At 63.4% G+C, this 14,010-nt stretch carries 7 protein-coding genes; 5 read left to right on the top strand and 2 right to left on the bottom strand.

The window, feature by feature from the left end; genetic code table 11:
• Positions 1-184: 184 nt before the first annotated feature.
• The gene (gene glnE, locus HU720_RS22075) at positions 185-3,118 is read right to left on the bottom strand and encodes a bifunctional [glutamate--ammonia ligase]-adenylyl-L-tyrosine phosphorylase/[glutamate--ammonia-ligase] adenylyltransferase (protein ID WP_186522899.1); all 2,934 of its coding nucleotides are present in this window, start codon (positions 3,116-3,118) and stop codon (positions 185-187) included.
• Positions 3,119-3,501: 383 nt separating this feature from the next.
• On the opposite strand from glnE, the gene aceE reads away from it, so the two are divergent.
• The 5 genes from aceE to HU720_RS22050 all read left to right on the top strand — a co-directional run bounded on the left by aceE (position 3,502) and on the right by HU720_RS22050 (position 12,253).
• Positions 3,502-6,147: a pyruvate dehydrogenase (acetyl-transferring), homodimeric type gene (gene aceE / locus HU720_RS22070; protein ID WP_186522897.1), complete on the top strand. Its 2,646-nt coding sequence runs from the start codon at positions 3,502-3,504 to the stop codon at positions 6,145-6,147.
• Between the two features lie 13 nt (positions 6,148-6,160).
• A complete protein-coding gene (aceF, locus tag HU720_RS22065; RefSeq protein ID WP_186522895.1) occupies positions 6,161-7,798 on the top strand; it encodes a dihydrolipoyllysine-residue acetyltransferase in 1,638 nt (545 codons plus the stop codon).
• Between the two features lie 292 nt (positions 7,799-8,090).
• Positions 8,091-10,784 carry a GGDEF and EAL domain-containing protein gene (locus tag HU720_RS22060; RefSeq protein ID WP_186522892.1) on the top strand — a complete coding sequence of 898 codons (2,694 nt, stop codon included), beginning with the start codon at positions 8,091-8,093 and terminating at the stop codon, positions 10,782-10,784.
• A gap of 182 nt (positions 10,785-10,966) precedes the next feature.
• Positions 10,967-11,635 carry a peptide-methionine (S)-S-oxide reductase MsrA gene (msrA, locus tag HU720_RS22055; protein ID WP_186522891.1) on the top strand — a complete coding sequence of 223 codons (669 nt, stop codon included), beginning with the start codon at positions 10,967-10,969 and terminating at the stop codon, positions 11,633-11,635.
• Positions 11,636-11,638: 3 nt separating this feature from the next.
• Positions 11,639-12,253 (top strand): glutathione S-transferase, encoded by a 615-nt coding sequence (locus tag HU720_RS22050; protein WP_186522890.1) that lies wholly within the window; start codon positions 11,639-11,641, stop codon positions 12,251-12,253.
• A gap of 182 nt (positions 12,254-12,435) precedes the next feature.
• On the opposite strand, the gene creD is transcribed toward HU720_RS22050, so the two are convergent.
• Positions 12,436-13,764, bottom strand: coding sequence for a cell envelope integrity protein CreD (gene creD, locus HU720_RS22045; RefSeq protein ID WP_186522889.1), 1,329 nt, complete (start codon positions 13,762-13,764; stop codon positions 12,436-12,438).
• Between the last annotated feature and the right edge of the window lie 246 nt (positions 13,765-14,010).

Below are 14,010 nucleotides of genomic sequence, written 5' to 3'. Positions count from 1 at the left end.
CAGCCCTTTCGCGACACAAGGCCGCTCCTACACAATCAAAAGCGACTTGCCCGAAACCATAGAATCTCCCACAGGGCTCTGGGCCAAACCGCAATAATGCGGCTGTGCGCGGTCTCTGTGGGAGCTGGCGACAGCCTGCGATGAGGCCCGGACAGGCATGTAATCTCCCACGAGCCACGACGCCTTAACTCAGCCCCAACTCACCCCAAATCCGCCGTACTTGGCCACGCTCGTCGACAAACTGGGCGGCGTCGATAACCCCGGCCTGCTTCTGCAACGCTTGGCGGTGCGACGCGGCGCGGAATGCCTTGTACACCTCACGCAGCAGCACGGCATCGCTTGCAGGCAGCAAACCGGCTTGTTCGAGTTCTTCGAGGATGCGGATGTTATCGGTCCAGCGCAGTAGCTCTGGGTGCTCGTGGGACCAAGCCAAAGCCGCGTATTGCACCATAAATTCGAGGTCCACGATACCGCCGGCATCCTGCTTGATGTCGAACGGCTGGCCGGCGTCAAAGGCATTGGCGGCGGTGCCTGCAGCGGTGCCCTTGGTGCCGAGGTTATCGCGCATCTTGGCGCGCATCTCGCTCACCTCGGTGCGCAACGTGGCAAGGTCGCGGGCCTTGCCCAGCACCCGCGCGCGCACGCCTTCGAACGCACTGCCCACCTGCTTGCAGCCCACCAGCACGCGGGCGCGCACCAGCGCCTGGTGCTCCCAGGTCCAGGCCTCGCTTTGCTGATAGCGCTCGAACGCGCCCAGCGAACTCACCAGCAGGCCCGCAGCGCCGGACGGGCGCAGGCGCATGTCGACGTCATACAGCTGGCCCGAGTTGGTCTGGGTAGTCAGCAGGTGAATGATGCGCTGGCCCAGGCGGGTGAAGAACTGCGCGCCGTCGATGGGCTTGGCGCCGTCGGTCTCGGCATTCGGGTCGCCGTCATGGATGAACACCAGGTCCAGGTCCGAGCCGTGGCCCAGTTCGATGCCTCCCACCTTGCCGTAGCCGACAATAATGAACCCGGGGTCGCACAGGCTACCGTCGCTGCGCTGCGGTTGGCCGTGGCGGGCGACGGTCTGGCGCCAGGCCAGGGCCAGCACCTGATCGAGGATCGCCTCGGCCAGCCAGGTCAGATAGTCGCTGACCTTCATCAGTGGCAGGTTGCCGGTGATCTCGGAAGCGGCCACCCGCAGGCTGTGGGCCAGTTTGAAGTGGCGCAGGGCTTCCATTTGCTGCTCAAGGTCATCCTCGGGGATGCGCGTCAGGCGTTCGCGCAGCTCGGCGGCAAGCTCCGGGGCCAGGGGCGGGCTGAACAGCCGGCCTTCGTTGAGCAGCTCGTCGAGCAGCAGCGGGTAGCGGGCGATCTGTTCGGCAATCCACGGGCTGGCCGCACACAACGTCAGCAGCCGGCGCAGGGCGCCGGGGTTTTCGGTCAGCAGCACCAGGTATGCCGAACGCCGGGCCACCGCCTCGACCAACGGCAGCACCCGCTCCAGCACCAGGTCTGGGTCGTCGTGCTCGACGGCTTGGGCCAGCAGGCGCGGAATGAACGCATCCAGCCGCTCACGGCCGATACGCTGGATCGAGCGCAGCGACGGGCTGGTGCGCAAGCCGTTGAGCCGGCGCAGCGCATCGGCCGGCTTTTTGAAGCCGGCTTCTTCAAGCTGCCGGCAGGCGGCCTCTTCATCCTGAGCCTGCTCCCACAGCGGCGACCACTCACCGCCCACCACCAGTTCACCCTCGGCATCGTCGTCGTCGGGGTCGGCGATCACCTGGCGGAAGTGCCAGTCGATGCGCCCGCGCCAGCGCATCAACTGCTCGTGGAAGCTGGCCCAGCCGCTGAAACCGAGCATATAGGCGATACGCTCGCGGTCGGTAGCGTCGTCCGGCAGCATCTGCGTCTGGCGGTCGGCGATGGCCTGGATGGCGTGTTCGGTATAACGCAGGAATTGGTAGCCTTCGCGCAGTTCAGTGACCACTGCCGGCGGCAGGTAACCCTGCCCTTCCAGGGTGGCCAGCACTTTCAGCAAGGGCCGCTGTTGCAGGCTGAGGTCGCGCCCGCCATGGATCAGTTGGAAGGCCTGGGCGATGAACTCGACCTCGCGAATACCGCCAGCGCCCAGCTTGATGTTGTCGGCCATGCCTTTGCGCCGCACTTCCTGCTGGATCAACTGCTTCATGGTGCGCAGCGCTTCGATGGCCGAGAAGTCCAGGTAACGCCGGTAGACGAACGGGCGCAGCATTTCCTGCAATTGCGCGCCGGCAGCCTGGTCGCCAGCCACCACCCGCGCCTTGATCATCGCGTAGCGTTCCCAGTCGCGGCCTTGGTCCTGGTAGTACTGCTCCAGGGCATTGAAGCTCAGCACCAGCGCACCGGCCGAGCCATAGGGGCGCAGGCGCATGTCGACGCGGAACACGAAGCCATCGACGGTCACCGGGTCCAGCGCCTTGATCAGGCGCTGCCCCAGGCGGGTGAAGAACTCCTGGTTTTCCAGCGAGCGCTTGACCCCCTCGGTTTCGCCGCCTTCGGGGAAGGCGAAGATCAGGTCGATGTCCGACGACAGGTTCAGCTCCACGGCGCCCAGCTTGCCCATGCCCAGCACCACCATGTGCTGCGGCTGGCCGCTGCGCTGGCCGATGGGGGTGCCGAACTGCTGGCAATGGCGCGGGTACAGCCATTGATAGGCTTCGTCGATGGCCGCATCGGCCAGGTCCGAAAGGTCGCGGCAGGTTTCGCCCAGCGCCGCCTGGCGGGTGATGTCGCGCCAGATGATGCGCAATTGCTGGCGATTGCGCTCGCGGCGCAGGTTGCGCGCCAGTTCATCCTCGCTTTGCGCCGCTTGCGCCACGGCGCTGACGTGCCCGCGCAACTCGCCGGGGGCGTAGGCGCGGTCCATCTGGCCGCTGCCCAGCAGCTCGAACAGCACCGCCGGCTCACGCTGGGCGTGGGTCAGCACGAACTCGCTGGCCGCCGCCACCTGATCGAACTGGTGGCGGTGTTCGGCGCTCAGGCTATCGAGTTGCAGATCAGGGTGGCCGGCCAATGCCTCGCGAAGGAACTGTTGGTTACGGGCGACCAGTGGTTGCAGGGCTGCGGGCAGATCGGACGGCAAAGGCAGGCGCATGGTCTATCCTTGATCGGCGTGAAAGAGAGAGGTTGGGGTAGAAAAAACACTCATGGCTGACGGTTGGACTGTCGTACAAAAGTTGTAAATAGCTGAAAAAGCCACATTCATGGTTGAAAACATCACGTTTTACCTGCTCGTGGCACACAGCCAACCAACATGAACGATTTTCTCCACAACCCGGAGTGCGACCAAACGTCGCATTTGTGTAGTTTTACTACTACCCATGGCGCGCAAAAGCATGAAATGCGAATCCATTTGTAGTAAAACTACACCGCGCCGGATGACTGTCCGGTATTCCAAGAATTCACGACGTCTGCCCATAAGGCCAGTCGCAAACTCAGGCCATCGATTCTGGTGGCCTTTCCGCCCTGGAGCAAGCCATGCAAGACCTCGATCCAATCGAAACCCAGGAATGGCTGGATGCCCTGGAGTCGGTCCTCGACAAAGAAGGCGAAGACCGCGCTCATTACCTGATGACCCGTATGGGCGAGCTGGCCACCCGTAGTGGTTCGCAGCTGCCATATGCCATCACCACGCCATACCGCAACACCATCCCTGTCACCCACGAAGCACGCATGCCTGGCGACCTGTTCATGGAACGCCGCATCCGCTCGCTGGTGCGTTGGAACGCCTTGGCCATGGTCATGCGCACCAACCTGAAAGACTCGGACCTGGGCGGCCACATCTCGAGCTTCGCCTCCAGCGCCACGCTGTACGACATCGGCTTCAACTACTTCTTCCAGGCCCCGACCGAAGAACACGGCGGCGACCTGGTGTTCTTCCAGGGCCACGCCTCGCCTGGCGTCTACGCCCGCGCCTTCATGGAAGGCCGCATCAGCGAAGACCAGATGAACAACTTCCGCCAGGAAGTGGACGGTAACGGCCTGTCGTCGTACCCGCACCCTTGGCTGATGCCTGACTTCTGGCAGTTCCCGACCGTCTCGATGGGCCTTGGCCCGATCCAGGCGATCTACCAGGCCCGCTTCATGAAGTACCTCGAAGCGCGCGGCTACATCCCGGCCGGCAAGCAGAAGGTCTGGTGCTTCATGGGCGACGGCGAGTGCGACGAGCCGGAATCCCTGGGCGCGATCTCCCTGGCTGGCCGCGAGAAGCTGGACAACCTGATCTTCGTCATCAACTGCAACCTGCAGCGCCTCGACGGCCCGGTTCGCGGCAACGGCAAGATCATCCAGGAACTCGAAGGCGTGTTCCGTGGCGGTGGCTGGAACGTCAACAAAGTCGTCTGGGGCCGTTTCTGGGACCCACTGCTGGCCAAGGACACCAACGGTGCCCTGCAGCGCCGCATGGACGAAGTCATCGACGGCGAGTACCAGAACTACAAAGCCAAAGACGGCGCGTACGTTCGTGAGAACTTCTTCAACACCCCGGAACTCAAGGCCATGGTCGAAGACCTGTCCGACGACGAGATCTGGAAGCTCAACCGTGGCGGCCACGACCCGTACAAGGTCTACGCGGCGTATCACCAGGCGGTCAACCACAAAGACCAGCCAACCGTGATTCTGGCCAAGACCATCAAGGGTTACGGCACCGGTGCTGGCGAAGCCAAGAACACCGCGCACAACACCAAGAAGGTCGACGTCGACAGCCTGCGTCACTTCCGTGACCGCTTCGACATCCCGGTCAAGGATGCCGACCTCGAAAACCTGCCGTTCTTCAAGCCAGAAGAAGGCTCCGCCGAAGCCAAGTACCTGGCCGAGCGCCGTGCTGCCCTGGGCGGTTTCGTGCCTCAGCGCCGTGCCAAGAGCTTCAGCATCCCGACCCCGCCACTGGAAACCCTCAAGGCAATCCTGGACGGCTCGGGCGACCGTGAAATCTCCACCACCATGGCTTTCGTGCGCATCCTGGCGCAGTTGGTCAAGGACAAGGAAATCGGCCAGCGCATCGTCCCGATCATCCCGGACGAAGCCCGTACCTTCGGTATGGAAGGCATGTTCCGCCAGTTGGGCATCTACTCGTCGGTCGGCCAGCTCTACGAGCCAGTCGATAAAGACCAGGTGATGTTCTACCGCGAAGACAAGAAGGGCCAGATCCTCGAAGAAGGCATCAACGAAGCCGGCGCCATGTCGTCGTTCATCGCTGCCGGTACTTCGTACAGCTGCCACAACCAGCCGATGCTGCCGTTCTACATCTTCTACTCGATGTTCGGTTTCCAGCGTATCGGTGACCTGGCCTGGGCCGCTGGCGACAGCCGCACCCGTGGATTCCTGATCGGCGGTACCGCCGGCCGTACCACGCTGAACGGCGAAGGCCTGCAGCACGAAGACGGTCACAGCCACATGATGGCGGGCACCATCCCGAACTGCCGCACCTATGATCCGACCTACGGCTACGAGCTGGCGGTGATCATCCAGGACGGCATGAAGAAGATGACCGAAGAACAACAGGACATCTTCTACTACATCACCGTGATGAACGAATCCTACCAGCAGCCAGCCATGCCGGCCGGTGTCGAGGAAGGCATCATCAAGGGTATGTACCTGCTCGAAGAAGACACCAAGGAAGCGGCGCACCACGTCCAGCTGATGGGCTCCGGCACCATCCTGCGTGAAGTCCGCGAAGCGGCGAAGATCCTGCGTGAAGAGTTCAACGTCGGTGCCGACGTGTGGAGCGTCACCAGCTTCAACGAACTGCGTCGCGACGGCCTGGCCGTAGAGCGCGCCAACCGCCTCAAGCCTGGTCAGAAGCCTCAGCAGAGCTATGTTGAAGAGTGCCTGACCGGCCGCAAAGGCCCGGTTATCGCGTCCACCGACTACATGAAGCTGTTCGCCGAACAGATTCGCCAGTGGGTGCCGAGCAAAGAGTTCAAAGTCCTGGGTACCGACGGTTACGGTCGCAGCGACAGCCGCAAGAAGCTGCGTCACTTCTTCGAAGTCGACCGCCACTTCGTGGTGCTGGCTGCCCTGGAAGCCCTGGCTGACCGTGGCGAGATCGAACCCAAGGTTGTGGCTGACGCCATCGTCAAGTTCGGCATCGACCCGGACAAGCGCAACCCACTGGACTGCTGAGGAGTATTTTTAAGTGAGCGAACTCATTCGCGTACCTGACATCGGCAGCGGTGAAGGTGAAATCATCGAGCTGTTCGTCAAGGTCGGTGACCGTATCGAGGCCGACCAGAGCCTGCTGACCCTGGAGTCCGACAAGGCCTCCATGGAGATCCCGGCGCCCAAGGCCGGTATCGTCAAGGAACTGAAGGTCAAGCTGGGCGACCGCCTGAAAGAAGGCGACGAGCTGCTGGTTCTGGAAGCGGAGGGCGCTTCGGCGTCCGAAGCGCCGGCTGCTGAAGCCGCGCCTGCCCAGGCTGCTGCACCTGCACCTGCCGCCGAAGCCGCACCGGCCCCAGCACCTGCTGCAGCCCCGGCTGCTGCCAGCGTGCAGGACATCCACGTGCCGGACATCGGCTCGTCGGGCAAGGCCAAGATCATCGAAGTGCTGGTCAAGGCCGGCGATACCGTCGAAGCCGACCAGTCGCTGATCACCCTGGAGTCCGACAAGGCCTCCATGGAGATCCCGTCGCCTGCCGCTGGCGTGGTGAAGGAAGTGATCTGCAAGCTGGACGACGAAGTCGGCACCGGCGACCTGATCCTCAAGCTGGAAATCGCAGGTGCTGCACCTGCTGCTGCCCCGGCTCCGGCCGCTGCTGCCGCTCCGGCCAAGGCTGAAGCTGCGGCACCTGCCGCTGCTGCCCCGGCTGCCCCGGCTGCTGCTCCGGCTGCAACCGCGCCGGCTGCTGGCAACAACGCCAAGGTGCACGCCGGCCCAGCCGTGCGTCAGCTGGCCCGTGAATTCGGCGTCGAACTGGGTGCTGTGTCGGCCACTGGCCCGCACGGTCGCATCCTCAAGGAAGACGTGCAGGTTTACGTCAAAGCCATGATGCAAAAGGCCTCGGCCGCACCGGCAGCTGCCGGCGCAACCGGCGGCGCTGGCATCCCGCCGATTCCGGTGGTCGACTTCAGCAAGTTCGGCGAAGTCGAAGAAGTGGCCATGACCCGCCTGATGCAGGTCGGCGCCGCCAACCTGCACCGTAGCTGGCTGAACGTGCCACACGTTACCCAGTTCGACTCGGCTGACATCACTGAGCTGGAAGCTTTCCGCGTTGCCCAGAAAGCCGTTGCAGAGAAGGCCGGCGTCAAGCTGACCGTCCTGCCACTGCTGCTCAAGGCCTGCGCCTTCCTGCTCAAGGAACTGCCAGACTTCAACAGCTCGCTGGCACCAAGCGGCAAAGCTGTCATCCGCAAGAAGTACGTGCACATCGGCTTTGCCGTGGACACCCCGGATGGTCTGCTGGTCCCGGTGATCAAGAACGTCGACCAGAAGAGCCTGCTGCAACTGGCTGCCGAAGCTGCGGCGCTGGCTGAAAAAGCCCGCACCAAGAAACTCTCGGCCGATGACATGCAGGGCGCCTGCTTCACCATCTCCAGCCTCGGCCACATTGGCGGCACCGGCTTCACGCCGATCGTCAACGCGCCGGAAGTGGCGATCCTCGGTGTTTCCAAGGCAACCATCCAGCCAGTCTGGGATGGCAAGGCCTTCCAGCCCAAGCTGATGCTGCCGCTGTCGCTGTCGTACGATCACCGTGTGATCAACGGCGCCGCCGCCGCACGCTTCACCAAGCGCCTGGGCGACGTGCTGACCGACATCCGCACCATGCTGCTGTAACCAGCAGCCAACCGGCCTGCCACTGCGCAGGCCGGTCCTGTTTCGAGCTGCCACGCTCGTACCTCAACCCCGCCAATTGGCGGGGCTTTTTTTGCCTGCCGCTTTCACGCCCGCAGCGCAGCCTAAAACCCCGCGCACGAACTACAGATGTCGCCCACTTGGCCGACAACCTGTTCACAGCATCCCTCATGGCCGCTTGCCAGCGCTGGGGGACATGATGCACCCTTGCCCAAAGCGCCGCCGCATAGCCCGTGGCCCGCCGCGCCAACCGCCTTGTTCAAGCGAGTCTTCGATGAAAAGCCAACCCGATGCCGCCAGCCGAGTGGCGGCCGAGGTCGTCACGCAGCTCCCCGTGCCCTCGCGGCTCGGCATGCTGCGTTTCGAACGGCTCAACGAAGCCAGCTGGGCCATGCTTTACGTCGACCCGAACTGCGAACGGCAATTCGGCCTGGCCGCTGCCGAATTGTGCAACCTGATCAATGCACCGTACGCCAGCCTCATGGAGCCCGAGGCGCGCTACAAGCTGCACGATGACATCCAGTCGCAACTGGCGCAGCGCAACCACTACCGGGTGCGCTACACCCTGCACTGCGGCCCCGAGCCGCTGCGCCTGCTCGAAGTCGGCGAGAGCTACAAGCAGCATAATCGGCAACTGCTGCGCGGCTACCTGACGGTGCTCGACGACCAGCCGATGGACGGCCCGCAACTCGACGCCAACGACCTGGAATCGCGCAACAGCCGCCTGCAACTGGCACTGCAGCTCAACCAGCATGCGCAGCAGGAGCAACTGGAGCACCTTGAGCGGGTACGGGCACAGCAGGACCTGATCCTGCGCTTGGCGCGCCAGCGCTACAGTGTCGGCAACTCGTTGCTTGAGGCCGCACAGTTGATCACCCGCAGCGCCTGCGAAATCTACAACGTCGATTGCGCGAGCATCTGGTACCTGAACGAGCAGCGGCTGGAGCCGATCAGCGCCTGGTACCGCATCGAACAGCAGCACCGCCTGCCCGAGGCGATCGACGCCAGCCGCTTCCCTGATTACCTCGAAGCCCTGCACGCCAGCCGCGCCATCGACGCGCACAACGCCAGCCACGACCCGCGCACCCGCGATATGTCCGAGCTGCTGCACGGCGACATCGACAACGCCATGCTCGATGCCAGTATCCGCATCGATGGCCAAGTGGTTGGCGTGCTGTGCCTGGAGCAGTCGGGCAAGGCCCGCGCCTGGCAGTCCGACGAAATTGCCTTTGCCGGCGAGCTGGCCGACCAGTTTGCCCAGGTCATCAACAACCACAACCGGCGCACGGCCGCCAGCGCGCTGCACCTGTTCCAGCGTGCGGTCGAGCAAAGCGCCAGTGCGTTCTTGCTGGTCAATTGCGACGGCGTGGTGGAATACGTCAACCCAAGCTTCACCGCCATCACCCAGTACAGCACCGACGAGGTCCAGGGCCACCACCTGGCCGAGCTGCCGGCGCTGGAAAACCTCAGCGAGCTGCTGTTCGATTCACCGTCGAGTCTGGCCATGGGCAACAGCTGGCAGGGCGAATTCAAAAGCCGGCGCAAAAACCTCGAGCCCTACTGGGGGCAACTGTCGATTTCCAAGGTGTATGGCGACAACCGCGAGTTGACCCATTACATCGGCATCTACGAAGACATCACCCAGAGCAAGCTGGCCCAGCAGCGTATCGAGCGCCTGGCCTATACCGACAACCTGACCACCCTGGGCAACCGCCCGGCGTTCATCAGAAGCCTCGACGAACGCTTTGCCCGCGACAGCGCCAGCCCCATCTGCCTGCTGCTGGTGGACATCGACAATTTCAAGCGCATCAACGACAGCCTTGGCCACCAGACCGGCGACAAGCTGTTGATCAGCCTGGCACGGCGCCTGCGCAACAGCTTGAACAGCGGCGGCAGCCTGGCGCGCTTTGCCAGTAACGAATTTGCCGTGCTGCTCGACGACACCACCTTGGAAGACGGCCAGCGTGTTGCCCAGCAACTGCTGCGCACACTCGACAAACCGATGTTCGTCGACAACCAGCTGATCAACGTCACCGCCTCCGTGGGCCTTGCCTGCGCCCCGCTGCACGGCGCCGACCCGGCCACGCTGATGAAAAACGCAGGCCTGGCCCTGCACAAGGCCAAGGCCAACGGCAAGCATCAGGTGCAGGTGTTCACCGAGGTGCTCAATGCCGAGGCCAGCTACAAGCTGTTCGTCGAGAACAACCTGCGCCGCGCGCTGACCCAGAACGAGCTGGAAGTCTTCTACCAGCCCAAGCTGTGCCTGCGCAGTGGTCGCCTGCTGGGGCTGGAGGCGCTGCTGCGCTGGAACCACCCGGAGCGCGGCATGATCCGCCCCGACCAGTTCATCAGCGTGGCCGAAGAAACCGGGCTGATCATCCCCATTGGCAAATGGGTGGTGCGCCAGGCCTGCCGCATGAGCCAGCAACTGCGCGAGGACGGCCTGGGCAACCTGCACGTGGCGATCAACCTGTCGCCCAAGCAGTTCTCCGACCCGGAGCTGGTGAATTCCATTGGCAGCATCCTCAAGGAAGAAGCCCTGCCGCCGCACCTGCTGGAGCTTGAGCTCACCGAAGGGCTGCTGCTTGAGGCCAGCGAAGACACCCACCGCCAGCTCGACGAGCTGAAGGCACTGGGGCTGACCCTGGCGATGGACGATTTTGGTACTGGCTACTCGTCGCTGAGCTATCTGAAAAAGTTTCCGATCGACATCATCAAGATCGACCGCAGCTTCATCAACGAGATCCCGGACAACCAGGACGACATGGAGATCACCTCGGCGGTGGTGGCCATGGCCCACAACCTCAAGCTCAAGGTGGTTGCAGAAGGCATCGAGACGCCGGCGCAACTGGCCTTCCTGCGCCGGCACCGCTGCGATGTGGGCCAGGGGTATCTGTTCGACCGGCCAATTCCGGGGCGTGAGCTGAGCGAGAAGCTGCGCCGCTATCCGCGCGGGCCTCTGGCCTGACAGCGGCGTAAAGCTCGGGCACTATAGACACCATCACTTGCTGTCTGGGGCTGCTATGCAGCCCTATCGCAGGCTGGCGCCAGCTCCACAGGGACCGCGGCGCCCCTGTAGGAGCTGGCGCCAGCCTGCGATAGGGCCGCACAGCGGCCCCAGGTTCTTGAATATCAAACAGAGGAACGGCCATGGTCCTGCGTTCGGAAATCCTGGTGAACAAAAACGTCATGCCTACTGCGGAGCAAGCTTTGCCTGGCCGCGAAACGCCAATGACGCTGCCCGAGTTCCACTACGTGTTCAAAGACACCCCGCTGCTGGGCCCATTCTTTGAAGGCAGCGTCGACTTCGCGATCTTCGGCCTGGGCTGCTTCTGGGGCGCCGAGCGCCGCTTCTGGCAGCGTGAAGGCGTGGTCAGCACCGTGGTGGGCTATGCCGGCGGCTTTACCCCTAACCCCACCTACGAAGAAGTCTGCTCGGGCCTGACCGGCCACACCGAAGTGGTGCTGGTGGTGTTCGACAAGGACAAAGTCAGCTACCGCGAGCTGCTGGCGATGTTCTGGGAGCTGCACAACCCAACCCAAGGCATGCGCCAGGGCAACGACGTCGGCACCCAGTACCGCTCGGCCATCTACTGCACCTCGCCTGAGCAACTGGCAGAAGCCAAGGCCAGCCGCGATGCCTTCCAGGCCGAGCTGAGCAAAGCCGGCTTCGGCGAAATCACCACCGAAATCGACCAGGCGCCAACGGTGTACTTCGCCGAGGCGTACCACCAGCAGTACCTGGCCAAGAACCCCAACGGCTATTGCGGCATCGGCGGCCTGGGCGTGTGCCTGCCGCCCAGCCTGCAAGGGAACTGAGCCATGATCCTGTTCCATTCGCCCTTGTCGCCGTTTGTGCGCAAGGTAATGGTGGTGCTGCACGAGACCGGCCAACTCGACCGGGTCACCCTGCAGGCGGTTAACATCAGCCCGGTCAACGGTGACGAGCAGCTCAACCAGGGCAACCCGATCGGCAAGATCCCTGCCCTGCGCCTGCAGGACGGCAGCGTGCTGCACGACAGCCGGGTGATCTGCGAGTACCTCGACACCCAGCACGTCGGCAACCCGTTGCTGCCGCGCGAAGGCTCGGCGCGCTGGCGCCGGCTGACGCTGGCCTCCCAAGCCGATGCGATCATGGATGCAGCCGTGGGTACACGGTACGAAACCTTCCTGCGCCCTGCCGACAAGCAGTGGGACGGCTGGGTGGCGGCGCAGAGGGAGAAGATCCGCCGCAGCCTGGCCAACCTCGAACAGGAGCACCTTGCCGAGCTGGCGTCGGGGTTTGACCTGGCCGCCATCGGGGTGGCCTGTGCGCTGGGTTACCTGGACTTGCGTCAGCCTGAGTTCGGCTGGCGTGAGCGCCAGCCGGGGTTGGCGGCATGGTATGCCGAGGTGAGCCAGCGGGCGTCGATGCTGGCGACCTTGCCGCAGACCTGAAGGCGCTCTTCGCGGGGCAAGCCCGCTCTCATAGAACAAACGCTAACTATCTGATTTACATGGATAACGTGGGAGCGGGCTTGCTCGGAATGCCGAACCACCGCGATGGCGTCAACTGGCCCTTACCGGAAACAACTGCCCAATCCTCAGCGCCAACCAGCGCCCCAGTTCGCGATCCTCCCTCATACCCCCCTCCCCACGCGCGACCAGTCCAGACGGCGGGTCAGCACCATGAACACACCCAACAGGCCGAAGCACAGCAGCGAGCCCATCAACAGCGCGTAATCCTCGGCGCTAAGCAAGCCGTAGAGCATGGCGTACAACGCCGATAGCCCCGCGGCAAAGCCCACCCCACGGCCGACACTGTGCAGCACATGGCTCAGGTAGAAGCCCAGCAACAGCACACAGGCCGATGCTGACAAGCCATACGCCAGGGCAAAGCCCAGGTGCTCGGACAGCGACAGCAACAGCAGGTAGAAGAACGCCAGGGCGGCGCCGACCAGGATGTACTGCACCGCATGCACGCTCAGGCTTTTGAGCACCTCGAACAGGAAGAAGCCGGCAAAGGTCAGGGCAATGAACAGCAGCGCGTATTTGATTGCCCGCTCGCTCTTCAGGTATTGGTCCACCGGGTCGACGAAGCTCACGCCAAAGGTGGTGCCCAGGTAGGTGTTGCACGCCTCCGGGCTTACGCAGCGGCTCAGTGCGTCTTCCAGGTTGGTGGCAAAGAACGAGGTCTGCCAGTGTGCGCTGAAGCCACTTTCATCAATGGCGCGACGGGTAGGCAGGTACCTGCCGATGAAGCTTGGGTGCGGCCAGTTGGCGCGCATGGCCACGGTGCTGCTGCGGCCTACTGGCAGCACATGCAGTTGGCCGGTGCCTTGCAGCGCCAGGTCAAAGCCGTAGTTGAATTCATGCGCTTGCTTGCCGTCGAGCTGCGGCAGCGCCACGTGGACACCACCGCGCATCCAGTCCAGGCCGGTGCCGGCTTCGAAAGCCAGGCGCTGGTCGTCGATGGTCAGTTCAGGGGTGTTTTCGATGCCACGGATGTCACTGATACCCACCACCAGGTACGGCTTGTCGAAGCGGTAGTCGTCGAAGTCCTTCTCGATGCCCCAGCGCTCGGGCAGCTTGAAGCGGCCCTTGAGGTGGCCCTTGGCGTGGAACAGCCGGGCCTGATAAATGCCCCTGGCGCGCAGTTCGGTCTCGATGCCGAGGTCGGCATCGAAGGTTTCTGGCAGGAAGTACAGGTTGCCGTTGAGGGTGTAGGTTTCCTGGGTGCTCTGGCCGTCCTTTTCGATCCAGCGGCGTTCGTATTTGCGGTAGGGCACGACCAGCATCGGGCCGCTGATCTGTTGCTCGAAGCTTGAGCTGCGGGCGATGTCGCGCACTACGTCGTCGCGTAGTTGCTGGCGTTCATCGATTACCCCGGCAATCATCATCAGCGGGATCAGCAGCAACAACATCAGCACGGCGATGGTGCCGAGCTTGAAACCCAAGGTCTTGTTCATTGGTGAGGCTCCATGTGCGATGCCGGGCAGTGTCTGCCGGCTGCGTGGAGCCAGTGAGGCGGGTTTGTGTGGATTGTGTGGAGAATCGGTCGCTAGCCGGTTCTGGCCCTATCGCAGGCCGTGCTCAACCGCAACATGGCTGGTTGGACCCAATCCTGTGGGAAATGACAGAGAGTCGTGGCGAGCGGGCTTGTCCCGCGTTGGGCTGCGCAGCAGCCCCTGGGGTTTTCAGGGCTGCTGCGCAGC

The sequence above is a fragment of the Pseudomonas sp. SWRI51 genome (genome assembly GCF_014268825.1).
Lineage (GTDB): Bacteria > Pseudomonadota > Gammaproteobacteria > Pseudomonadales > Pseudomonadaceae > Aquipseudomonas > Aquipseudomonas farsensis.
The sequence above is the reverse complement of the archived record's forward strand: the minus strand, read 5'-3'. Positions and strand labels throughout refer to the sequence as shown.

Coding starts and splice junctions, on each gene's coding strand:
- creD (WP_186522889.1), bottom strand. CDS start 13,764: ATGAACAAGACCTTGGGTTTCAAGCTCGGCACCATCGCCGTGCTGATG.
- glnE (WP_186522899.1), bottom strand. CDS start 3,118: ATGCGCCTGCCTTTGCCGTCCGATCTGCCCGCAGCCCTGCAACCACTG.
- msrA (WP_186522891.1), top strand. CDS start 10,967: ATGGTCCTGCGTTCGGAAATCCTGGTGAACAAAAACGTCATGCCTACT.
- HU720_RS22060 (WP_186522892.1), top strand. CDS start 8,091: ATGAAAAGCCAACCCGATGCCGCCAGCCGAGTGGCGGCCGAGGTCGTC.
- HU720_RS22050 (WP_186522890.1), top strand. CDS start 11,639: ATGATCCTGTTCCATTCGCCCTTGTCGCCGTTTGTGCGCAAGGTAATG.
- aceE (WP_186522897.1), top strand. CDS start 3,502: ATGCAAGACCTCGATCCAATCGAAACCCAGGAATGGCTGGATGCCCTG.